Below are 21,242 nucleotides of genomic sequence, written 5' to 3'. Positions count from 1 at the left end.
ATGGCTTTAGGCGGAGTTTTATTATGCAGGATGTAGTCATCTACACCACCCGTTTTTGTCCCTACTGTATTCGCGCCAAGCAGCTGCTCGACAGCAAGGGTGTGAACTATCGCGAGATTGCGGTGGACAATAAACCTGAGCTGCGCGCACAGATGGCGGCCAAGGCTGGGCGCCGGTCGGTGCCGCAGATTTGGGTCGGCGACTTCCATGTGGGCGGTTGCGATGATCTGATGGCCCTTGAGCGCAGCGGTAAGCTTGGCGGCTTGCTTAAGTCAGCAGGCTGATAAAGGTTTGACGCCGCGTGCCTCACGTGACTCTTTTTATTTGCTATTAATCCGGTCCGGGCCTTGAAACGGTATTTGCAGGCCCCAATCTGAAGGCTCATACAGGGAGCCTTTCTCACGGAAGGCATCAATAAACTTTTTATAAAAACAGGCAGTAACATGGCTGAAGAATTAAACGGCGCGGCAAGCGCAGAGGCTCCACAAGTACAATTCGCGATGCAGCGCATCTACCTGAAGGATCTCTCCTTCGAGACTCCCATGGGCGTTGAGGTTTTCAAGAAACAGTGGAAGCCCCAGGTAAATCAGGAGCTGAACACCAAGACCGCCAAGGTTGAAGAAGACCTGTACGAAGTGGCACTGACGCTCACTATCACCGTGAAGCTGGAAGAAGACACCGCTTTCCTGGTGGAAGTGAAGCAGGCCGGTCTGTTCGGTATCAAGGGACTGGAAGGTCAGCAGCTAGCTCAGGCCCTGAACACTGCCTGCCCACAGATCCTGTTCCCATACGCTCGCGAAGTGATCGACAACGCGGTTGTTAAGGGTTCTTTCCCGGCTCTGATGCTGCCGCCAGTCAACTTCGACGCCCTGTTTGCCCAAGCCCTGAATCAGGCGCAGCAACAAGCGGAAGGCGCACAGGCTAACGCGGACGCATAATCCGTTGGTCGCGAGTTCGAGTCTCGCTGGGCCCACCATCCAGAATTCAAAAAAAGCCCTACAAGCCCTCGTGTTTACAGGGCTTTTTCTTTTTTAGCCTAAAAATCCAGCCCTGAAAAAACCCAGTTACACAAACGAAGGAATGCGGGCTGTAGAGGAAAGTTACACAAAATTGTGCAACCCCTAAATTGTCCTGTAACCCTATTGAATTCACGCCATACAAATAAAACTGGCTACTTGCGCAGGTACGTTTTAAAGCTGCAAACCGTGCATTTACCCCATTATCTTTACACCCCGTATTCTGCGGCTATTCACGCCCGTTTATGCACCATCTAAAACGTGCAAAAAAAAGTGTCAAAAAAGTCTCGCGGGAGATGAGGAGGAGAATTTTTTCTGGGGGGGTTGTTTTTTCGCGTGAACACTGGCCTGGGGTGGTATTGGTAAGTGATAAGCGTTATCAAAGAGAAATTTGGTCTAATTTACGTTGGCTATAGCCAAGTTTTATACAAGACCCTAATGAGTGAAGTTTTTGATCTTAACCATATGAATTTCTTATCAGCTTAAAAAATAGACACGTAAATAGATGCATGCCAATACATAAAAAGTTAAACACTATTTTGTATATCTAACTGTTTAAATAAGTAATTAATTAAAAAGACAATTAAGGAGCTACATGTTACTTACGGATTATTTAAATCCAGGTTTTTCTGGTTACTTGGACAGAACTCTTCTTGGTGAAGACCTACCAATTTATGCAGATATAAAAGAGTCTGACCATTTAGTTATTTATTTAAATGGATCAATTAACCGTAAAATCAAACAACCTCCAGTTTTTCATCGTCAGTCATGGACAAAAGACACCCCTTTCTCTTCTATTGTTATTTCTGACAAATCTGTAGAAATTAATGACAGTCTAGAACTTGCTTGGTATCTAGGGAAGCCTAACGGGTCATTCTTACGCTCTGTTGTATCTGCGATTACAAAAATCCGAGACTCATTAAAATTAAGAAATAATAAAATTATATTTTATGGCACTTCCGGTGGAGGTTATGCAGGTATATTACTAGCCAGCATTCTTAGAGGGTCATCATGCATTGCGGGAAATGCGCAAACTGATTTGAGTAAGTTTAATTACAAAATATTTGATAAGTTCATTGATAACACTGGGTACAAACCTACACACCAGAAAATAAATATTATGAGATATTTATCTGATAAGAAGTACATCCCACAAATTACTTTTCTACAGAACACCCAGGACTTAACTCACTTTAACAACCATTATCTACCATTTATAAAATGGTATGGGGAAAATAGGGGAGCATTAATTTCTTATGGGCCTTGTGAGTTCATAGAATACGATAAAGAAGGAGGCCACAGTGGAGTTCAAAGCAAAAGTGAAACAATCGAGACGCTAGAAAGAATTTCGAGCAGAAATACTAACCTGCCAACAACTATTATTGCTAAAGACAAGCCAGATGAAGCCCTTCCTATTGATACTTTTTTTGATTTAATTGAGGTTGAAGGGGTTTTTGAAAAAGTCGGCGAAAAACTTCTTATTTTTATTAAAGGGGATATAACCGACACTGACATAAAAGCTCTAGTAAGCACCGGATGGCGTCTTTCAAATTCAGTAGGTTATTTTAAATACCTAACCTCAAGTGAGAGGGTTAATACCTTTTCAGTAAAGATTCCTAAAATGGAAAAAGAATATGAAAGTGGAATTATCAGGTGGGCTTCCAAATATGAAGTTAAAGTAAAAATACTAAGCTGTAAAATTGAAAATAACTTTTCAAAAGAAAAGAATAAAGCCGCATCAATTGCATAATAACAAGAATATCAAACTTCAGTCTCAGTAACTTTAATCTCAGTTGCCTAAGGCTTTATTTTGATTGCATCAGATTTAACACTATTGAATGAATCTGGTTTATCTATTTTAGCATACTCAGCCACACTAGCATGAGTGTGGCTTTTGATAGCATCATCCAAGGCTTCTACCTGTGCAGCCAAAGCCTCAGCCTGAGTAACTAAATCAACTGTTTTTGATCCTAGATTAATTTTTGTTGCTACTGTTTCAGACTCACCACCAGTATGGTCACTAATATCTTTAGTGGCGGTACGGGTTATATGCTTTCCTGCCACCTGATTAATACTTCCCAGAGATAATAAATTAAATACGCTGGCCGATATAATATGTATGGCGCTGGCTTAAATTTGTTTTTTTATCTATGTCTTCAATGCTATGTCGAAGTACACGCTTAAATTATTCATCCAAGGTTTCTATTTTTCTGTGGGACTCTAACTCATAGTTAAAGCAATTATCTTTAATATCTTCATTGGTTTTTCGGTTCTATTTTCCCGATGCATCCACGCTCTGCTTTACATCTTCACTTTGCTGCCATGGCATGCTGAGCTCATCCATCCAAGGTAAGGCTTGATGTTCACCCAACACAGAACGAACAAAAGGCCTCTCAGGTGAAACATTTGACCAAACGATTTCCACCAGCATTCCATTTGGCGGTAAATCAAAAAAACCTCGTTAACCTCCGCTACCCTGAAAAGAAATTGGCACAGTATATTTTTATATAGATGTACTTTTCAGTTGGCTATCCAACAAAGCTACATCAACCCTAAGCGTGGTCGGTAACTGTCATTAATGCCTCCTTTCTTAGGGGTATCGGGTACGGCTAATACTTCAATCATGACGGGCAAATAATAACCGCAGCCAACTCTGGAAACTCCTTGGTTATTTGTTTTCTTAATTCTGGGTTCATGCTACAGCCCTTATTTTTTTATCCTAAGGGTTTGCCAGCCAATTTAAACGCATAGTTTCGTTTTGAAAATCCAGACTATTTATAAAGAGTGTTTTTCTGCTACTTCAATTTGTACACCAGAGCGTAACTCTGGTAACAAAGGCAAGACTCCTCCATTAACACTCACTGACTGAAAAATATTAGAAGGTAATCTAACTAACTTCTTACTAGGTACAGATTTTCCAATCTCGTCAATATAAATTTTTCTTTCGGTTTATTGGTGTCAAAAACCTTTCGACAACTGCCTGGCATTTAATAAGTAATCCAGCACCCTATAGCCACCACCGATATGTTGAAATCTAGCCGGAGTAATATTTACCCAGTTACTATCGGGCAAGATGAATTTCAATCTTGTTTTACTGCTAATTATTTATAGAACCTTATCCGGTATTGCATGGCGTAAATTAATAGGTGTGGTTTGATTTAGTGGCGCTGAGAATCCATGGCCCACCACCTTATGCAAGCCATTTTGAACAGGAGTTACACACTCGACAAAGCCATAGAAAATTCGACGTAATCCCCTATTACTTAATTGAGTATTAATTTCTAATCGGTCTCCCGTTACTGGATTTTCATCACCAGAAACCAACAAAATTCAATGACCTGAAGTCTGCATTTGCAAGCGAACTTGATCACTAACTAATTTGTAATTATTACCATTAATTTTTAATTGCTTGGTTATCTTTATTCTATGGTCAAATAGTTATATGTTTTTTAGCAATTTATAAACATTGCCATGATTTACATCTTCCGCCTCTTCTATTGTTGTGCTAATCACCTTCCTAGTAACGCTATCTACAACAGGCTCGACGGTAGGGCTAGAACGCTCCTCTTTTTGCTAAGCCACGCTATTAAATTGTTTTAACGAAAAATCCACGCTCCAAGTATCAAACTTAGCCATCTTATTAACATTAAAATCATGGGTAAAAGTAACTTGACGAACATCACCAACGTTGGCGGTTTGTCGACCACGGTGTAAACCGTTCGGCTACCATCCTAATTAAACGATTTAGCCAATTTAACCAGGTCTTTTAGGTGATCTTCATTTTCAAAGGGAGCGACACCAGCCATGGTAGTTACCTGTTACAAGCCCATTCCTATAAAACTCCAAACCAACAGAGGTGAATTCATTTGTTGATTTTCCATTAACATTTAATTTTAAATGAACATCATCTAAAGATTTACTTTTTGAATTGTAAAAACTGTTCTGGAGCCTGATTCACCTTGCGGGCTTACTGTATAATTCCACTAAATTGCTTCCTGTATCGTAATTTTTGTATTGGTTGCAGAAAGTACAGTCAAAAACTCTGCAAAATAATTTCTTGTTGGAGAATCTCCCAACTGATCTTCCCCAGCATCTGCTGATAGACAGTTAGTATACCCCTAATAAAAATCATATCTCCAGGTATCAATTCTGATCCATGAGCATCAATCACACTAAAGCCCTTAAAAACATTATTTGTTATAGCTGTATCAGCACCTACACTTTCCTTAGCGATTAATGAACCATTAAGCAGCTTCCTATCATCAATACACTTAATATCAACACTCTTAAAGACTTTAATATTTGAATTATTTAGATTACATGGCGAAGTTATCAACCCCTTTACCTTATATTCACTATAAAATGTCGCCAGACTCTGTATTATCATTGAATCATCAGCCACACCATCACCAACGCACCCAAATTGTTTATTAGTTACATCAGAAATTACATTTAATCTACAACAAGTAACCATTATCCATTTTTAGTAAAAATAAATACCAGTCATTTATGAGATCCAGCGGGGGCTGCCTATGCAATGGGATTTACCCAATCCCTTTATCCACAGAGTCAGGGTAAGTGCTGAGCATGTGGATGGATTACACCATGCTAATAATGCCGAGTATGTGCGTTGGTGCGAGGCTACCGCCTGGGCCCATAGTGCCGCATTGGGTCTGGATGTCATAAATTACCAGGACCTCGACCGGGGAATGGCCATTCGTCATGGGCAATATGACTATATACTGGCGGCGAAAGAGGCGAATGAACTGGTATTCGGCACCTGGCTCACCGAGGTGGATGGGCGCCTGAATATGACCCGCCACTTTCAAGTCTTTCGCGCCGCCGATGGAGCATTGGTATTGCGGGCCCAGTGGCGGTTGGTATGCATCGAACTTTCCAGTGGTAGACCGAAGCGCATGCCGGCGATCTTCAAGGAAATTTACAGTCCGGCAGTGACTGCCCCCGGAGGCTGAAAAAAATGAGTGAAGAGTTTGTAACCCTGACAGAAAACACAGGGGCGCTTAAGGACAAGACCATCTTTATCACTGGCGCTAGCCGCGGTATTGGCCGTGCTATAGCGCTCAAGTGCGCGGCGGATGGCGCTAATATTGTGATCGCCGCCAAGTCCGCAGAGCCCCACCCGAAGCTACCCGGCACCATCTTCTCTGTAGCGCAGGAGGTGGAGAGCGCTGGCGGTAAGGCCTTGGCCCTGCAGGTGGATGTGCGCGATGAGCAGCGGGTGCAGGAAGCGATGGCGCAGGCAGCCGACAAGTTTGGTGGTATCGATGCAGTGATCAATAACGCCGGCGCGATCAACCTGAGCAATGTCGAGTCCACCCCGCCCAAGCGTTACGATCTGATGCAAGACATCAACAGCCGCGCAGTGTACCTGACGGCACACCTGGCGATTCCCTACCTGAAGAAATCGGATAGCGCCCATATCCTCAGCCTGTGTCCACCGCTTAACCTACAGCCCAAGTGGCTGGGGCCTTTTGCGCCCTACGCACTGTCCAAGTTTGGCATGACTATCCTCAGCCTGGGGTTGGCGGAGGAGTTGCGCGAGGCGGGGGTTGCCGTTAATACTCTGTGGCCGCGCACTCTGGTGGCTACCGCCGCCATTGAGTTTGCCGTGGGTAGCCGCGAGATGTTTGAACAGAGCCGCAGGCCGGCGATTATGGCCGATGCTGCCTACGAAGTACTGATCACCAAGGAAGCCGCCTTGAGCGGGTGTCAGCTGATCGATGAGGAACTTCTGGTGGAACGCGGGGTAAAAGATTTTACCGACTATGCCCACAACCCCGATAATGCGGGGGACCTGACTAAGGATTTATTTTTGGACTGACGCTGGCGGGGGTATTTCATGAGCGGCGACAGCAAGCTATTTAAAGACGCTCTCGGTGAGCTGGGAGACGTGAAACCGCTGGTGCAGGAGCGCCGCGTCACCCTGCGCAAGGAGAGCGAGCCATCCGAGCGTATCTTGCGCGAGCGCCGTGCTGCTGCGACGCGTTTGACCGAGAGCGAAATGAACCCTCTTTCCGGTGAGTATATTGAGCTTGTGGCGCCCTGGGACCCTATCGAATTCAAGCGCGATGGGGTGCAGAACGGTGTTTATCGCAATCTGCGCCTGGGCAAGTACACGGTGGATGCACGTCTCGACCTGCATCGTCACTCGGTGGAAATGGCGCGCAGCGCCGTTGTGGAGTTTGTGCGTGATTGTGTCGAGGCGGATGTGCGCTGTGCGCTTATTACCCACGGCAAGGGCGAGGGCCGCAAGCAGCCCGCACTTTTGAAAAGCTGTATCTATCATTGGCTGCCGCAACTGGATGAGGTGCTGGCATTCCACAGCGCGCAAAAACAACATGGTGGTATGGGCGCTACTTACCTTTTGCTGCGCAAGAGCGAGCGCAAGCGTCAGGAGAATCTGGAGAGACATCAGCGGCGTTTTTAAGGACCGCTATGTCATTTTTTTGTCATCTGTGGGCACTATGATACGCGCCGAGGCTTTCCAACGTGAATGCGCATCTGACTCATCTTTTTGATTCTTCTTGATTGTAATATTGGCGACCCTTTGGGTCGCCTTTTTTATGGCTGCGCTACAGGCATTGGTACCGGGAATTCAACGCATAATGTCATCGACCCGGTTAAATTCTAGCCGTGTGGATTTGTCATTACTGCTCAAGATCAGCTTGTCGCCCACCACTTCGAGAAAACGGGTTTTGCGCAGGGCTTTCAGGTAGTCGGCCTCTAGTTCATCACTGGGGCGGCGACCTCCCACTCTGGAGATAATCGGCGACCTGGGCCAGGAAAGTTCGCCGCTGCTCTCGAGAGAAAAGCGCCCCAGATAGGGGTTGATGCCACCGTTACCCCGTACGTAGCCGAAGCGATCACAGGTAAAGAATGGGCGCTCGCGCCAGAACTTTTTCCACAGTAGCGTGTACTCGTAGGTGTTCTCGCCATCTCGGAGGTTTGAGAGTATCCAGTCGTGCTCACAGGCAGACCACGCCGGCTGTTTGGGGGGCTGGGGAGTGGGCTCCCTGAAAGACATACACCCGGAAAAAAGCAGGCTCAATACGGCTGGGACCACAAGCTGCAAGCGTAAGTGAGATCGCGGCATGATGTCGTTCTCATTGTTTTTGCGACATTTAATCGTAAAAGCTATCAGTGGTCTGTGGTGGTGTTCAAGATCCTGCCCTGACATATTCAATATAAATATCGCCAGAGGCGTCGCGAAGGATCAAACGCTTACCGCGGGACTTGGTAAATGCCTGGCGAGTACCGGCCAGGGCGCGCAGGTAGGCATTTTCCTGCTGCAGTAGGATCTCCGGGCCGCTCATCTTGGTCGAGGCGAAGCTGGAACTGTCCCACAACATCAGGCCGTTTTCAGTTATCTGCAGCTCGCCACGGTAGGTATTAATACCGCTGCGCCCCATCACATTGCCATCGAGATTACACACGAAAGTAAAATCTGCAGGCTTCTGGATCGGCACCGCAGCGCCGTTAATACGCAGGCGTACCAGCTGCCACTTCTTATTGCAGACTGAACTTGCTGTTCCCGCACTCTGCACAACTCGGGCTTCTTCCGCACTGTTCGACAGGCATCCGCCAATGACCAGTAGGGCCCCTAGCAGCCACAGTTGCACCAACCTGCTCATCGGCGAGTTACTCCCTGACCCTTGCACCTACAATCTCAAACGGGCCTGTCGCTTTAGCCTATAACCCGCTCTATGCAAAGCTTAGTCGCTGGCCTCTGTTGAGAGACGACAGGTGTGACAAGCTATGCTTCACCTGTGAAAGCGAGTGCTATCCGGGCAGTAAAACGAGGCTAGGTGCGGCATGATCCGGCGGACAAAAATAGTCGCAACACTGGGTCCCTCAACCGATAAGGGGGACACCCTGGGGCAACTGGTCGCCGCCGGGGTGAACATCGTGCGCCTGAATTTTTCCCATGGTGAAATCGACGAGCACCGCCGCCGCGCTGAGCAGGTTCGGGCAGAGGCCGCTCGCCAAGGGTGTCATATCGCCATATTGGGTGATCTTCAGGGGCCGAAAATTCGTGTGGGCAAGTTCACCAATGGCGGTGTGCATCTCAGCTCTGGAGCCGAGTTTACTCTGGACCCCACTTGGCCAAGGGAGCAGGGCAACAGCGCCGGGGTTTCGGTGGATTACGCCGAGCTGGCCGAGGACTGCCGCCCCGGAGATACCCTGCTGCTGGACGACGGGCGGCTCAGTCTGCAGATCAAGAAAATTGAAGGCAGTGCGGTTATCACTGAGGTACAGGATGGGGGCTGGCTCTCCAATCGAAAAGGAATTAACAAGCGGGGCGGTGGCCTCACCGCGCCTGCATTAACGGACAAGGATTTGTGCGATATTCAAGTTGTCGCCGATCTGCAGTTGGACTACTTGGCGGTGTCCTTTCCTCGCGATGCGCGGGATATTCATAGGGCGCGGGAGCTTCTACAGCAGGCGGGGGGTAGCAGCCAGATTGTCGCCAAGATTGAACGGGCCGAGGCGATCTCTTCTGATGAACACTTGCAGGAGCTGATTCTGGCGAGCGATGTCATCATGGTGGCGCGCGGCGATCTGGCAGTAGAGATTGGCGATGCGGAATTGATGGGGGTGCAAAAACATTTAATTCGTTTTGCCCGCTATCTGAATCGCACGGTAATTACGGCAACACAGATGATGGAGTCAATGATCTCCAGCCCTGTGCCTACGAGGGCGGAGGTGTGTGATGTCGCCAATGCGGTGTTGGATGGCACCGATGCGGTAATGTTGTCGGCGGAAACCGCCAGCGGGGACTACCCGGTGGAGACTGTTCGGCATATGGACGAGGTAATTATTGGGGCGGAAAAACACCGTGCAACACAGCGCCCTTCGGATAGTTTGCGTGGCAATTACCCTGCCGGGGATGCCTGTATCGCTATGGCTGCCATCACCATTGCCAATCACTGTCGAGATATCAAGGCTATTATCTGCCAGACAGAAACGGGCAACACAGCCCTTTTGATGTCCAGGGTTCGCGCAGCCATTCCGATTTACGCCTTTTGCCGGCATCGTAGAGTTTGTAACCGGGTTGCCCTTTATCGCGGCGTCGATCCGGTTTTAATGGCGGTGGCGGGTATGGATGGCCCCTCCCGTGACCACAAGGCAATCGACCATTTGAAGCAGCGAAGTCTTTTAAAATCGGGGGATTTTGTCTTGGTTTCCCGTGGCTATCGACAAGATGCCGGCGGCCAGACCGATACCCTAAGGGTCGTAAGAGTTGAGTAAGCATTTTTTTCGCTCTGGGCGAAAATTCAATTTTTTTTTAAATCGAAATCCCTACTTTTTTATCTGTATTTTTCTGGTATTTAATAAATTCGTTTTTAGCCGGAACGTGCGCAGCGCACTAGAGTTTTTGTTTCCAGTTCCTGTTCAACGCAGTGAAATTTTTTTCCGTTGAGTGATAAAGATTTTGGGGTGCCCTGTGATTTAGTTGTGGAACAGCCGATAATGACTATTACCAGTGTCACTGCAAGCAGTTTCGGCAGCAGTTTCGGCAGGAGTTTCTGCACTGCACTTACCTCGCAAGGTTTACAGGATTCGCTTTCTTAACTCAGGGTAGTGGTAATAGCTGTCAAAGTGAGGAAAAGAACGCCAATTTGCAAAAAGTGGCGACAGAGCTGTTGAATGGCTAAAGATAAGCCAGGCGTTGGTAGCCAGTGAGTAAACTCGCCGGTCATTATTGTGGAGTGGATGTGAGTTATCGAAGAGAGATTTTTCTGATCACTCTTTTTTTTGCGTGCAAATAAGTAATCGAATATTTCTAAATGATTAATTCAAAGTTATTAGCGGACCCATTTAAAATTTGTATTGATGTTGTTTTGTGGATTGGTGAGTCCGCAAAATACCGGTAATGTTATTGATCTGTACCGGCATTTTGCGGGCAAAATGAAATATCTGGATTTCAGCTATTTCAAGGCTGGATTAATAGCAGCTAAACGCTAGCGTCTTCTATGGTGATATCCACCGCGGACGCGATGGTGTCCACGCACTCTATAGCTGCGGTGGCTGCGATATCCTCGGTGGCCGCCGCGATAGTAACGGTGCTGGGCACGATAGCGGATTTGTGCAGCACCGGGGGAGTTAAAGCGGTTGTAGTAGGGAAGCCCGCGATAAAAGTACCTGGCCCGGTAGCGGGGGTTGCCGCGATAACCTGGTGCGCGGTAATAGGAATAGGCACCGCGATAATAATAGCCATAGCGTGGGGTTGCCCGGTAATACTGGTAAACCGGTGTGCGGTAAGAGACATAGATATTACTGGAGGGATAGTAGTTCGGGGTTGCGTAAGGGTAAACAAAGGAAGAGGTGTAGGCCACTCCCCCTCCTCTGTAGTAACCGCCGTAGTAGCCACCGTTATAGTAACTATCGGTTGCACAGGCACCTAAAGTTAGGGCCGTGCATACCGTGACGGCAATAAAAGCCGTCTTAACAGCTCTATTCATAGTGCAATCTCCGGTAAGCGAAAGTTCCCCCCGGAGAGGCCCGGCAGGGGCCAAGCCCCTTTATGTGTGCCAAATGGACGCACACAGAATTTCTTTCTCAGTAGGGCCTGGCCTGGTAGGGCGGATCCGGCAGATCAATTACCTGGTAACTTGTGTTCACCACCGCGGGCGGCCTCAGGCGATAAAAATTCCCATCCCAGTAAAAATTGCAATGCTGCATGTTGTGGCAGGTTCCATCGGGGTGGCAGTGGGCATAGCGGCCCCGTAGGTTGTAATATGACTTGCTGTAATAAGGGCTATATCCGTAATAGCTAGCTGAGCAGTCATAGCCTCCCCCGCAGGGATAACCTGTCCCGTTACAGGCTGACAGGGCAAACCCTGTGGCAATAGCCAGCGCGTAGCCCGAGTGGCGGAGCAGCCGAAGCGACAGCGGTTTCATCTAGACCTCCACACCTTTTGGCGGGTAAAACGTCTAATTGTCAGCCTAGCACTTTTGGCGCAAATTTCCTCACAAAGAAAAAAAATTGTTCTAGCAGTACTTGATAAAGAAAAGCTTGTCTCTTTACTGATTTTTTTGTTTTAAATCGCGACCGTGGACAAACAGCTACTTTAGAGTCGCTGTTGCTGGCGGACCAAAGACAGAGAAAAAAATACCGGGATTTAGGCCCCGGTATTTAGTAACGAAATCTTCTATAAAAATTAATTTATAGAAATTAAAGGAAATTAATGACTGCTTGGGAGCAGGGCTGGATCAATGGATTCCAGGTAGGCGCCGCTGCTCAGCAACTGCTTTGCCTCTTCAATATCCGGGGCAAAGTAGCGGTCCTTGTCATAGAAAGGTACTCGGGCGCGAAGTTTTGCCTTGGCGGCCTCCAGTTTTTCCGTGGATTTTAACGGCGCGCGGAAATCCAATCCCTGGCAGGCCGCGAGTAGCTCTACCGCCAGGATGCCACAGGTATTGTCGGCCATATCCCTTAGGCGACGGCCGGCAAAGGTGGCCATGGATACATGGTCTTCCTGGTTGGCGGAGGTGGGCAGTGAGTCCACGCAGGCAGGGTGCGCCATGGATTTGTTCTCACTGGCAAGTGCCGCTGAGGTGACCTGGGCGATCATAAAGCCGGAGTTCACCCCGCCATTTTCCACCAGGAAGGGAGGCAGGCCCGATAGGTTACTGTCGATCAGCAGCGCCATGCGACGCTCGGATAGAGAGCCGATTTCTGCCAATGCCAGCGCCAGGTTGTCGGCGACCATAGCAACAGGCTCTGCGTGGAAGTTACCACCGGAAATAATGTCGGAGTTATCCGGATTTTCCTCATCGGTAAATACCAGCGGGTTATCGGAAACACCATTTGCCTCGGCCAACAATACTTCGGCAGCGAAGCGCATCTGCTGCAGGCAGGCACCCATGACCTGAGGCTGACAGCGCAGGGAGTAGGGGTCCTGCACTTTTTCACAGAACTGGTGGGAATCACCGATCTGGCTGGTTTCACCGAGCAGGTCCCGATAAATTGCCGCTACGTCGCGCTGAGCCTGTTGGCCGCGGGCGTTGTGAATACGATCATCGAAGGGGCGGCGTGAGCCCTTGGCGGCTTCCAGGGTAATGGCACCGGTTACCAGGGCGCCAGCGAACAGGTCTTCACTGGCGAACAGGCCGAGCAGGGCAAAGGCGGTAGAAGCCTGGGTGCCATTTAGCAGGGCGAGGCCCTCTTTGGGAGCAAGGGTAATGGGCTCTAGCCCCGCAGCTTTGAGGCCTTCGTGAGCACTCTTGCGCTCGCCCTTGATAAATACTTCCCCTTCACCGAGAAGTACCACGCTCATATGAGCCAGCGGCGCCAAATCGCCAGAAGCGCCGACAGAGCCTTTCTCAGGGATAGCGGGGTAGACACCGGCATTGACCAGTTGCATTAAAGCTTCGATAACCTGCGGGCGCACGCCGGAGAAGCCGCGCGCGAGCGAGTTGATTTTCAACACCATCAGCAGACGCACGGTGGCTTCACTCATAAAGTTGCCGGTACCGGCGGCATGGCTCAGTACGATAGCGCGTTGCAGGTTTTCCAGGTCGTGCTTTTCAATACGGGTGTTGGCCAATAAACCAAAACCGGTATTAATTCCGTATACCGTTCGCCCTTCGGTAATAACCTGGGCAACGGTGTGGGCAGAGGCTTCAATAGCGGGATAGGCGCTTTTCGCCAGGGACAGCTGCACCGACTCGCGGGCTACGCGGCGCAGTTGCGCAAGGCTCAATTGACCGGGATCGATTTCCAATTGATACATAAATTCATTCACCAAAAAATATTTACTGCTTAGCTGGCTGTTGAAAAACAGCCAGCGCGGGCGGTGCGAAAGCGCCTGCCGTAAAATCAAGCACTGCAAATGCTTGATTTGAGTGCCCATCTTTGTGGAAATGTGCCGCAAAGGTGGCTTGAAAAAGTCGCTTGTTGGCTTTTTCAACACCCTGTTGGGCGCCGGCGGCGCAGCCCGATCAAAGTTATTCGGGCTGTAAAAGATTTCCGCCGGCGGTATTTTTATTGCGGTAAAAAATCAGTCGTTCAGCATGGGCAGGTCCAGGCCCTGCTCTTTTGCACATTTTTTTGCAATCTCGTAACCGGCATCGGCGTGGCGCATTACGCCGGTGGCGGGATCATTCCAGAGAACCCGTTCGATACGTTTGCGCGCAGCTTCGGTACCGTCACAGACAATGACCACCCCAGAGTGCTGGGAGAAGCCCATGCCTACGCCACCACCGTGATGCAGGGATACCCAGGTAGCGCCGGAGGCAGTGTTCAGCAGGGCATTCATCAGCGGCCAGTCGGAGACAGCGTCGGAGCCATCCATCATGGCTTCAGTTTCGCGGTTGGGGCTCGCTACAGAGCCGCTGTCGAGGTGGTCGCGGCCGATCACTACCGGTGCTTCCAATTCACCGTTGGCTACCATCTCGTTAAATGCCAGTGCCAGGCGCGCGCGATCTTTCAGGCCCACCCAGCAGATACGTGCGGGCAGTCCCTGGAAGTGAATCCGCTCGCGGGCCATATCGAGCCAGTTGTGCAGCTGTGGATTGTCGGGAATCAGTTCTTTAACCTTGGCATCGGTCTTGTAGATATCTTCCGGGTTGCCGGACAGGGCTGCCCAGCGGAAAGGACCTACACCTTCGCAGAACAGAGGGCGAATATAAGCGGGTACAAAGCCGGGAAAATCGAAGGCATTTTCTACACCTTCCTCGAGAGCCATCTGGCGAATATTGTTGCCGTAGTCGAGGGTCGCGGCTCCGCGCTTTTGCAGCTCCAGCATGGCTTCAACCTGAACCGCCATAGACTGTTTGGCTGCCTTTACTACTGCGGCTTCATCTTTCTTGCGCATCTCCGCAGCGTATTCCATGGTCCAGCCCTGGGGCAGGTAGCCATTTAAAGGATCGTGTGCGGAAGTCTGGTCGGTAACCGAATCCGGCAGAATATTACGTTTTACAATTTCCGGGAAAATATCTGCTGCGTTGCCCAGCAAGCCAACGGAAATGGCTTCACCTTTTTCCATCGCGGCTTCAATCATTTGCAGGGCTTCGTCGAGGCTGGTGGCTTTTTTGTCGACATAGCCAGTACGCAGGCGGAAATCGATTCGAGTTTCGTCACACTCTACGGCGATCATGCTGAAACCGGCCATCGTCGCCGCCAGTGGCTGAGCGCCACCCATGCCGCCGAGGCCGCCGGTAAGAATCCATTTGCCTTTCGCTTCGCCATTAAAATGTTTGCGTGCGACTGCGGCAAAGGTTTCATAGGTACCCTGGACGATGCCCTGGGAGCCGATATAAATCCAAGAGCCGGCAGTCATCTGGCCGTACATGGCCAGGCCTTTTTTATCCAGCTCGTTGAAGTGTTCCCAGTTGGCCCAGTGGGGTACCAGGTTGGAATTGGCAATTAATACCCGAGGTGCATCGGCGTGGGTTTTAAAGACTCCGACGGGCTTGCCGGACTGCACCAGCAGGGTTTCGTCGTCTTCCAGGCGCTTCAGCACCTCGACAATTTTGTCGTAGCACTCCCAATCCCGCGCGGCGCGGCCGATACCACCGTAAACCACCAGGTCTTCCGGGCGTTCAGCTACCTCGGCGTCCAGGTTGTTCATCAACATGCGCAGGGGAGCTTCGGTGAGCCAGCTTTTGGCATTGAGCTCACTGCCGCGAGGCGCGCGGATTTTGCGGCTGGGGTCGTGGCGTTTATCAGCGGACATACATTCCTCTCAAATTATTAGGTAAAAATTCTTGCGCCCTATGATTGGCAATCCAGTGTTGCCGGGACGTATGAGATACATGCAGAAATTAGAATCTCAGCTGAGCCCCCAGGCGGTAGCGTTTACCCGGGTGCACCAGGCGGGCAAAGCTCACAGTACCGGCGCTACTCTTGGTACGCCGCCACACCTGTAGGCAGGCATCGCCGGTGGCGATCTCCAGTGCGTAGGCAATAGAAGCTTCTGCTGAGATTGCCTCAACCGTGGTATCCGCCTCGGTCAATGGTGCGACTCTGGAAAGATAGGCGTTTGGCGTGGTGTGGGCGAAATCCTGTTGTAAGTATTCGGGAGCCAGGGCCGGATTGGTAAAGCGTTCTTCCCACTGAATGGGAACGCCGTTATCACAGTGCACAATAATGGTGTGAAAAACCTTGGCCTGTTCCGGCACTTCCAGGGCACGGGCTACTTCGGCGTTAGCCATACAATGTTGTGCCAGCAAAATTCGATTGCTGTAGCTGTGGCCGCGTGCTGAAATTTCATCAGCAATATTGCGCACTTCTAACAGGGAGCCAGCCGGTACTGGTTCGGCCACAAATGTACCGAGTCCCTGGGAGCGCATCAGTACCCGCTCATCGGTCAATTCACTTAAAGCGCGTCTGGCGGTCATACGGCTGACACCGAATTCCTGCGCCAGCTGATTTTCTGAGGGCACCTGGAAATGCACGGGCCAGCTGCCGTTTTCGATGTTTTGCCGGATATGGCGCTTGATCGCCGCGTAGCGGGGTTCGCTTGCAGTATTCATACTCGGGTTTAATGCCTTTATGGCTTGTATATGGTTGTATATACAAGAAATAATAGAAGCTACTATGGTTGTCTTAAAGATGACTGTCAAGCCGGGACGATGGTCTGTATGCTGACTGCCCAAATCCCGCTCGGTATTGCACTGGGCATCTATGGTTAAAGAAGGAAAAGCGCGCCGCTAGAAGCTTATGACAGAACGCTGTGACCTACTGATTACGAATGTGAACGCCGCTACCATGGACCCTTCGATTGCCGGGGGCTACGGTGCTGTAGAGGATGCCGCAGTGGCGGTAACCGGCGGCAAGATTGTTTGGCTGGGGCCGCGTCGCGAGTTACCGGACTGTGCTCCAGATAAGGTGATCGACGGTGAGGGGCAGTGGTTGACACCGGGCCTGATCGATTGCCATACCCATCTGGTTTACGGCGGTCACCGCGCTGGAGAATTTGCCCGCCGCCTGGGCGGGGAGAGCTATGAAGAAGTAGCCCGTTCTGGTGGTGGCATTATTTCCACTGTGAGGGCCACTCGTGCCGCCAGTGCTGAGGAATTATACCGTTTGTCGGAGCCGCGCCTTCGCGCCTTGATGTCCGAGGGGGCCACCACTGTCGAGATCAAATCCGGCTATGGCCTGGATCTGGATACGGAGCTGAAACAGCTGCGCACCGCTCGCCGTTTGGCGCAGCACAATTCGGTAGAAATCGTTACCACCTGTTTGGCCGCTCACGCCCTGCCGCCGGAATACGATGGTCGTGCCGATGAATATATCGATTTGATTTGCGAGCAGATATTGCCGGCAGTCGCGCGCGAGCAACTGGCCGATGCGGTGGATATGTTCTGCGAAACCATCGGCTTTACCGTAGAGCAGTGTCAGCGGGTAATTGATGCCGCCAAGCAGTTGGACATGCCCATTAAAGTGCATGCCGAGCAGCTGGCACGCACTGGCGCCACTGAGATGGCAACCAAAGCCAGCGCCCTCTCCGTAGATCATATTGAATATATTAGCGATGCGGATGTGCTGGCCATGGCTGAAAGCGGCACCGTGGCAGTTTTGCTCCCTGGAGCTTTTTATACATTGCGCGAGACCCAGATGCCACCGGTAGAGAAACTGCGCGAGGCGGGGGTTTGCATGGCTTTGTCCACAGACCTGAATCCCGGTAGCTGCCCTATCGGTTCTCTGCGGTTAATGATGAATATGGGCTGCAACCTATTTGGCCTTACCCCAGCGGAGGCGTTGGCCGGGGTGACTCGCGCAGCCGCGCGGGCCTTGGGGCTCTGCTGTTCCCGCGGAGTACTGCGGCCCGGATTGCGCGCAGATATGGTGTTATGGCCGATGGATACCCCAGATCAGTTGGCCTATGAATTTGGCGCGCTGAAACCCGCACAGATTTTCCTGGGAGGTAAAGATGTTACAGCTGGCTGATATGCGCTTGTGGAGTGGCCGCACAGACAGTGAGGACGGTCGCGCCGGGGAGCGTTGGCACCAACGTGTTTCGCCGCTGCAGCTGGATAACCCCCCTGGAATTGCCATCCTCGGTTTCGCCTCGGATGAAGGTGTGCGCCGCAATAAAGGGCGTATTGGCGCTGCGAAAGGGCCGCGAATCCTACGCTTGGCGACTGCCAATCTGCCCGCCACCTTTGATTTACCTCTTTATGATGCCGGCAATGTACGAGTCGATCGTGAGGATTTGGAATCCGCACAGGCACTACTCGGTGCGCGTATCAATGAGTTGCTGGCTAACGGACACTTTCCCCTGGTTTTGGGGGGTGGACATGAAATCGCGCTTGGTAGTTATCAGGGCATAGCGCGATGGATGCGCGAGCTACACCGGGAAAAGACCCTGGGTATTATCAATTTTGATGCCCATCTGGATTTGCGTATCCCTTCACCCAAGGGCTCCTCGGGTACACCTTTCTATCAAATTGCGGAACAGTGCCAGATCAATGGCCGCCCTTTCAATTATCTCTGTGTCGGTGCTGCCGATAATGCCAATACGCCGGCGCTTTACAATCGTGCCGATGAACTGGGTGCAGAAGTCATTCGCGATCGAGAAATTAGCAGCTGGAATCTGGATAAAATAAAACAGCAGATCCGGGACTTTACCGATAAGGTGGACTTTCTGTACCTCACAGTATGCCTGGACGTATTACCAGCAGCAGTAATGCCTGCGGTCAGTGCCCCCTCTGGGCGTGGAGTCCCGCTGGAATTACTCGAAGAGCTGCTGGATACCGTTCTGGACTCAAACAAGGTTTGCTTGGCGGATATGGCCGAGTTTAATCCCTATTTCGATATTGAAGATCATGGTGCGCGCACTGCAGCAAGGTTGGTTTTCCAAATAACGAATGGGGCCGCGCGCTCAACTCGCCAAGAGTAAGAGGGTAAAGTGGCCTGTAAGGCTGCCAGGGGTTGGCAGCCTTATGCTTCTAAACCGTAATATGCAGCCTCACGGTAATATTATTGCGGGTTGCATTGGAGTAGGGGCAAACTTCCTCGTGAGCTTTTAAGGCCACGCGTTCAGCTACCACCTGATCCATGCCCGGTAGCTCTATATAGAGATCAACTTCCAGCCCAAAGCCTTTCCCGCTGGGTCCTATGCCAACTTCAGCTCGCACACTGGTATCGTTCGGTGTAGCGACCTTTTCCTTGTCCGCAACAAATTTCATCGCGCCGATAAAACAAGCCGAATAGCCTGCCGCAAATAATTGCTCGGGGTTGGTACCACCTCCGCCATCCCCGCCCAGCTCTTTGGGAATGCTGAGCTTTACGTCTAGGGCGCCATCTGACGAAGCCGCCTGTCCATCACGTCCACCGGTCGCCGTGGCGACTGCCGTATAGAGAGCCTTCATAAGTGTGTCCTAAGGAATTCTGCAGACGAAGTGTAGTTGTCTTGGCTTGTGTTGGTATGTAAAGCCTGAGGTAAATCCGAGTTATCGGATCAAACGAGGATATCGACACTTACTGAGAAAGTAGACGAAATTTTTTGTAAGGTTTTTGGCGTCGCCGGTACAGTACTCATTACAAAAAAATGGAGTAGCCGGTGGATTTACGGGATCAATTATTTCAGCAAGCGATAAGCGAGTATGCCGAGGGTATCTCCCGAATAGCGCGCAGCTATGTGCGCACTACTGCAGAACATGAGGATCTTCTCCAGGAGATATGGTTGGGGCTATGGCGAGCGTTGCCTTCCTTTCGAGGGGATGCCAGCTTAAAAACCTTTGTCTATCGCATTGCTCACAATCGTTGTGTAACCGAAATAGCAAGAAGAAAACCTCAACATGCGGGTGAGGAGGAATTGATGACGCTGCCAGACAATCAAGCGGGTCCCGATGAGCGCCTGGCAGAAGAGCGTAAGTCAGAGCGGCTGCTAATTGCGGTTAAAAAACTACCACTGGGCTTACGTCAAACCCTGACCCTGCGTTTAGAGGGGTTAAGCTATATGGAAATTTCAGAAGTGCTTGGTATCAGTGAAAGCAATATTGCCGTGCGCTTGAATCGAGCAAAAGAACGGCTGAACATCTGCTTATCAGGAGGTGAGTAATGAATAAAGCGAGCAGTGAAGAACAGTGGTCTGAACTGGAAACTTTATGGAAGCAGCAGCAGGTTAGTACAAAAGTGCCTACTGCTATATTAAAGTGGGTACGTCGTCAGGAGCGACGTATGCGTTTTGTGATTGTTTCCGAGGTTATCACATGGATTGTCTTAGCACTTTTTATAGTCAAGACAGTGCTGGAAAGAAACCTAGCAGATGTATCTATCAGGTTATTCTTTGTATTTAGTATCTTTGCGTTGGGGATTGGATTTTCAATAGTAAATCGACGTGGCTTATGGGGACCATTGGAGGAAACGGCAAAAGCTTATATTGATTTAGCGTTATTAAGATTGCGCCGAAAACGAAGGGAGATAAATTTTTGTTGGTTTTATTTATTGATTCAGCTTGTAATATTTGCGGTCTGGCACTTCATTTCAATTGAAATTGATCCAAACGCACCATTCATCAAGGATCCTAAAAAAGCTCTCCTAGTTACTTTAGGTGTGACAGCCTTTCTATCTCTATATAGTTACTATGTCTACTGGCGTACTGGACGCGAAAAGGCCAGTTTGGAAGATCTACAAAAAAAATATTTAAATTAGTTGTAAGTAAATGGATGAGGGCGAGACTGTAAAAAGGACAGCTTTAAAATTGGAATAAGGATATGTTTACAGATCTCGATCAATTAATTAGTAGCTTTTCAGAATTGCTGAGCCAAATTAGTCCGCTAAAGGGTTTTTTATTTGTTGTTTTCTTTTTTGCTGTTTGGTTTCTTCCAGCCATAGTTGCATTTTTTCTCAATAGAAAACACTTCCGTAAAATTCTCGCAGCAAATGTGCCTGCAGGGCTTTCCTGGATTGCCTGGGTTGCCCTTTTAGCTTGGGCTGTCACCGGTAAGTTGCGCGATAAAGACGGTGCGAAGGGGCAGATTACTTCTGGTGGAAATAAAGAGGCTGGCGTTTCTGGCAAGCACGCAGCATCAAGCGGTCGTTAAGGCTCCATGGGATTGCAGGCTGCGGATAGGACGGATTCCTCCTATCCGTTTTGATTAGGTATATAGATCTAATGTCCTCCACACGTCTACATAGTGAGTTAATCGTAGCCTGTTTTTTGCTCAAGACACCTTTTGAAAATTTATTACAAGAAGAGCTTGCCGTGCCCCCCTGAAGTCCGTATAGTTCGCCTCCTCGCTGCTCAGGCA

23 protein-coding genes are annotated in these 21,242 nt (G+C 49.7%); 12 read left to right on the top strand and 11 right to left on the bottom strand.

The window, feature by feature from the left end:
* Positions 1 to 23 precede the first annotated feature (23 nt).
* The 3 genes from grxC to MJO52_RS20290 all read left to right on the top strand — a co-directional run bounded on the left by grxC (position 24) and on the right by MJO52_RS20290 (position 2,766).
* Positions 24 to 284 carry a glutaredoxin 3 gene (gene grxC, locus MJO52_RS20300; protein WP_252083766.1) on the top strand — a complete coding sequence of 87 codons (261 nt, stop codon included), beginning with the start codon at positions 24 to 26 and terminating at the stop codon, positions 282 to 284.
* 159 nt (positions 285 to 443) lie between these two features.
* On the top strand, positions 444 to 938 hold the full coding sequence (secB, locus tag MJO52_RS20295) for a protein-export chaperone SecB (RefSeq protein ID WP_252083765.1): 495 nt from the start codon (positions 444 to 446) through the stop codon (positions 936 to 938).
* A gap of 673 nt (positions 939 to 1,611) precedes the next feature.
* Positions 1,612 to 2,766: a hypothetical protein gene (locus MJO52_RS20290; protein ID WP_252083764.1), complete on the top strand. Its 1,155-nt coding sequence runs from the start codon at positions 1,612 to 1,614 to the stop codon at positions 2,764 to 2,766.
* A 47-nt stretch (positions 2,767 to 2,813) separates the two neighbouring features.
* Here MJO52_RS20290 and MJO52_RS20285 read toward each other — a convergent pair whose 3' ends face one another.
* Both MJO52_RS20285 and MJO52_RS20280 read right to left on the bottom strand, forming a co-directional pair.
* Positions 2,814 to 3,080 (bottom strand): hypothetical protein, encoded by a 267-nt coding sequence (locus MJO52_RS20285; RefSeq protein ID WP_252083763.1) that lies wholly within the window; start codon positions 3,078 to 3,080, stop codon positions 2,814 to 2,816.
* Positions 3,081 to 5,049: 1,969 nt separating this feature from the next.
* Entirely contained in the window at positions 5,050 to 5,418 is a 369-nt protein-coding gene (locus MJO52_RS20280) for a hypothetical protein (protein ID WP_252083762.1), read from the bottom strand.
* Between the two features lie 130 nt (positions 5,419 to 5,548).
* On the opposite strand from MJO52_RS20280, the gene MJO52_RS20275 reads away from it, so the two are divergent.
* From MJO52_RS20275 to smrA, 3 genes are read left to right on the top strand one after another with little or no spacing between them, the layout of a single operon-like run.
* Positions 5,549 to 5,989 (top strand): acyl-CoA thioesterase, encoded by a 441-nt coding sequence (locus tag MJO52_RS20275; protein WP_252083761.1) that lies wholly within the window; start codon positions 5,549 to 5,551, stop codon positions 5,987 to 5,989.
* A 5-nt stretch (positions 5,990 to 5,994) separates the two neighbouring features.
* Positions 5,995 to 6,858, top strand: a complete 864-nt coding sequence (locus tag MJO52_RS20270) for an SDR family oxidoreductase (RefSeq protein ID WP_252083760.1) — start codon at positions 5,995 to 5,997, stop codon at positions 6,856 to 6,858.
* 18 nt (positions 6,859 to 6,876) lie between these two features.
* On the top strand, positions 6,877 to 7,464 hold the full coding sequence (gene smrA, locus MJO52_RS20265) for a DNA endonuclease SmrA (protein ID WP_252083759.1): 588 nt from the start codon (positions 6,877 to 6,879) through the stop codon (positions 7,462 to 7,464).
* Positions 7,465 to 7,632: 168 nt separating this feature from the next.
* Here the strand turns inward: smrA and MJO52_RS20260 are convergent, their stop codons facing one another.
* Both MJO52_RS20260 and MJO52_RS20255 read right to left on the bottom strand, forming a co-directional pair.
* Positions 7,633 to 8,130, bottom strand: a complete 498-nt coding sequence (locus tag MJO52_RS20260; protein ID WP_252083758.1) for an META domain-containing protein — start codon at positions 8,128 to 8,130, stop codon at positions 7,633 to 7,635.
* Between the two features lie 64 nt (positions 8,131 to 8,194).
* On the bottom strand, positions 8,195 to 8,668 hold the full coding sequence (locus MJO52_RS20255; RefSeq protein ID WP_252083757.1) for an META domain-containing protein: 474 nt from the start codon (positions 8,666 to 8,668) through the stop codon (positions 8,195 to 8,197).
* 181 nt (positions 8,669 to 8,849) lie between these two features.
* Here MJO52_RS20255 and pyk point away from each other — a divergent pair, with 181 nt between their 5' ends.
* Positions 8,850 to 10,286, top strand: coding sequence for a pyruvate kinase (gene pyk, locus MJO52_RS20250; RefSeq protein ID WP_252083756.1), 1,437 nt, complete (start codon positions 8,850 to 8,852; stop codon positions 10,284 to 10,286).
* Positions 10,287 to 10,381: 95 nt separating this feature from the next.
* Here pyk and MJO52_RS20245 read toward each other — a convergent pair whose 3' ends face one another.
* The 6 genes from MJO52_RS20245 to hutC form a co-directional block, all read right to left on the bottom strand.
* Positions 10,382 to 10,570: a hypothetical protein gene (locus MJO52_RS20245; protein WP_252083755.1), complete on the bottom strand. Its 189-nt coding sequence runs from the start codon at positions 10,568 to 10,570 to the stop codon at positions 10,382 to 10,384.
* A 429-nt stretch (positions 10,571 to 10,999) separates the two neighbouring features.
* Entirely contained in the window at positions 11,000 to 11,500 is a 501-nt protein-coding gene (locus tag MJO52_RS20240) for a hypothetical protein (protein ID WP_252083754.1), read from the bottom strand.
* Between the two features lie 97 nt (positions 11,501 to 11,597).
* Positions 11,598 to 11,939, bottom strand: coding sequence for a hypothetical protein (locus MJO52_RS20235; RefSeq protein ID WP_252083753.1), 342 nt, complete (start codon positions 11,937 to 11,939; stop codon positions 11,598 to 11,600).
* Positions 11,940 to 12,223: 284 nt separating this feature from the next.
* On the bottom strand, positions 12,224 to 13,774 hold the full coding sequence (gene hutH / locus MJO52_RS20230) for a histidine ammonia-lyase (protein ID WP_252083752.1): 1,551 nt from the start codon (positions 13,772 to 13,774) through the stop codon (positions 12,224 to 12,226).
* Positions 13,775 to 14,041: 267 nt separating this feature from the next.
* The gene (hutU, locus tag MJO52_RS20225; RefSeq protein WP_252083751.1) at positions 14,042 to 15,718 is read right to left on the bottom strand and encodes a urocanate hydratase; all 1,677 of its coding nucleotides are present in this window, start codon (positions 15,716 to 15,718) and stop codon (positions 14,042 to 14,044) included.
* Between the two features lie 88 nt (positions 15,719 to 15,806).
* Positions 15,807 to 16,517: a histidine utilization repressor gene (gene hutC, locus MJO52_RS20220; RefSeq protein ID WP_252083750.1), complete on the bottom strand. Its 711-nt coding sequence runs from the start codon at positions 16,515 to 16,517 to the stop codon at positions 15,807 to 15,809.
* Positions 16,518 to 16,704: 187 nt separating this feature from the next.
* Here hutC and hutI point away from each other — a divergent pair, with 187 nt between their 5' ends.
* Together hutI and hutG are read left to right on the top strand one after the other, a co-directional pair.
* On the top strand, positions 16,705 to 17,934 hold the full coding sequence (hutI, locus tag MJO52_RS20215; RefSeq protein ID WP_252083749.1) for an imidazolonepropionase: 1,230 nt from the start codon (positions 16,705 to 16,707) through the stop codon (positions 17,932 to 17,934).
* A complete protein-coding gene (hutG, locus tag MJO52_RS20210; RefSeq protein ID WP_252083748.1) occupies positions 17,918 to 18,886 on the top strand; it encodes a formimidoylglutamase in 969 nt (322 codons plus the stop codon). Before hutI ends, hutG begins: the two co-directional genes overlap by 17 nt.
* A 49-nt stretch (positions 18,887 to 18,935) precedes the next feature.
* On the opposite strand, the gene MJO52_RS20205 is transcribed toward hutG, so the two are convergent.
* Positions 18,936 to 19,358 carry an organic hydroperoxide resistance protein gene (locus MJO52_RS20205; RefSeq protein ID WP_252083747.1) on the bottom strand — a complete coding sequence of 141 codons (423 nt, stop codon included), beginning with the start codon at positions 19,356 to 19,358 and terminating at the stop codon, positions 18,936 to 18,938.
* 191 nt (positions 19,359 to 19,549) lie between these two features.
* On the opposite strand from MJO52_RS20205, the gene MJO52_RS20200 reads away from it, so the two are divergent.
* The 3 genes from MJO52_RS20200 (at position 19,550) to MJO52_RS20190 (ending at position 21,035) form a co-directional block, all read left to right on the top strand.
* Positions 19,550 to 20,050: an RNA polymerase sigma factor gene (locus MJO52_RS20200; protein ID WP_252083746.1), complete on the top strand. Its 501-nt coding sequence runs from the start codon at positions 19,550 to 19,552 to the stop codon at positions 20,048 to 20,050.
* Positions 20,050 to 20,643 carry a hypothetical protein gene (locus MJO52_RS20195; RefSeq protein ID WP_252083745.1) on the top strand — a complete coding sequence of 198 codons (594 nt, stop codon included), beginning with the start codon at positions 20,050 to 20,052 and terminating at the stop codon, positions 20,641 to 20,643. Before MJO52_RS20200 ends, MJO52_RS20195 begins: the two co-directional genes overlap by 1 nt.
* A 62-nt stretch (positions 20,644 to 20,705) precedes the next feature.
* Entirely contained in the window at positions 20,706 to 21,035 is a 330-nt protein-coding gene (locus MJO52_RS20190; RefSeq protein ID WP_252083744.1) for a superinfection immunity protein, read from the top strand.
* Positions 21,036 to 21,242: the final 207 nt, after the last annotated feature.

This window comes from Microbulbifer variabilis, assembly GCF_023716485.1.
Lineage (GTDB): Bacteria > Pseudomonadota > Gammaproteobacteria > Pseudomonadales > Cellvibrionaceae > Microbulbifer > Microbulbifer variabilis_B.
Note: the sequence above shows the minus strand (reverse complement) of the source record. Positions and strands in the feature narration are given on the sequence as shown.

What these genes read in the sequence shown, in the direction of transcription:
- grxC (WP_252083766.1), top strand. Translation starts at nt 24, where the DNA reads ATGCAGGATGTAGTCATCTACACCACCCGTTTTTGTCCCTACTGTATT.
- secB (WP_252083765.1), top strand. Translation starts at nt 444, where the DNA reads ATGGCTGAAGAATTAAACGGCGCGGCAAGCGCAGAGGCTCCACAAGTA.
- MJO52_RS20290 (WP_252083764.1), top strand. Translation starts at nt 1,612, where the DNA reads ATGTTACTTACGGATTATTTAAATCCAGGTTTTTCTGGTTACTTGGAC.
- MJO52_RS20275 (WP_252083761.1), top strand. Translation starts at nt 5,549, where the DNA reads ATGCAATGGGATTTACCCAATCCCTTTATCCACAGAGTCAGGGTAAGT.
- MJO52_RS20270 (WP_252083760.1), top strand. Translation starts at nt 5,995, where the DNA reads ATGAGTGAAGAGTTTGTAACCCTGACAGAAAACACAGGGGCGCTTAAG.
- smrA (WP_252083759.1), top strand. Translation starts at nt 6,877, where the DNA reads ATGAGCGGCGACAGCAAGCTATTTAAAGACGCTCTCGGTGAGCTGGGA.
- MJO52_RS20260 (WP_252083758.1), bottom strand. Translation starts at nt 8,130, where the DNA reads ATGCCGCGATCTCACTTACGCTTGCAGCTTGTGGTCCCAGCCGTATTG.
- MJO52_RS20255 (WP_252083757.1), bottom strand. Translation starts at nt 8,668, where the DNA reads ATGAGCAGGTTGGTGCAACTGTGGCTGCTAGGGGCCCTACTGGTCATT.
- pyk (WP_252083756.1), top strand. Translation starts at nt 8,850, where the DNA reads ATGATCCGGCGGACAAAAATAGTCGCAACACTGGGTCCCTCAACCGAT.
- MJO52_RS20240 (WP_252083754.1), bottom strand. Translation starts at nt 11,500, where the DNA reads ATGAATAGAGCTGTTAAGACGGCTTTTATTGCCGTCACGGTATGCACG.
- MJO52_RS20235 (WP_252083753.1), bottom strand. Translation starts at nt 11,939, where the DNA reads ATGAAACCGCTGTCGCTTCGGCTGCTCCGCCACTCGGGCTACGCGCTG.
- hutH (WP_252083752.1), bottom strand. Translation starts at nt 13,774, where the DNA reads ATGTATCAATTGGAAATCGATCCCGGTCAATTGAGCCTTGCGCAACTG.
- hutU (WP_252083751.1), bottom strand. Translation starts at nt 15,718, where the DNA reads ATGTCCGCTGATAAACGCCACGACCCCAGCCGCAAAATCCGCGCGCCT.
- hutC (WP_252083750.1), bottom strand. Translation starts at nt 16,517, where the DNA reads ATGAATACTGCAAGCGAACCCCGCTACGCGGCGATCAAGCGCCATATC.
- hutI (WP_252083749.1), top strand. Translation starts at nt 16,705, where the DNA reads ATGACAGAACGCTGTGACCTACTGATTACGAATGTGAACGCCGCTACC.
- hutG (WP_252083748.1), top strand. Translation starts at nt 17,918, where the DNA reads ATGTTACAGCTGGCTGATATGCGCTTGTGGAGTGGCCGCACAGACAGT.
- MJO52_RS20205 (WP_252083747.1), bottom strand. Translation starts at nt 19,358, where the DNA reads ATGAAGGCTCTCTATACGGCAGTCGCCACGGCGACCGGTGGACGTGAT.
- MJO52_RS20195 (WP_252083745.1), top strand. Translation starts at nt 20,050, where the DNA reads ATGAATAAAGCGAGCAGTGAAGAACAGTGGTCTGAACTGGAAACTTTA.
- MJO52_RS20190 (WP_252083744.1), top strand. Translation starts at nt 20,706, where the DNA reads ATGTTTACAGATCTCGATCAATTAATTAGTAGCTTTTCAGAATTGCTG.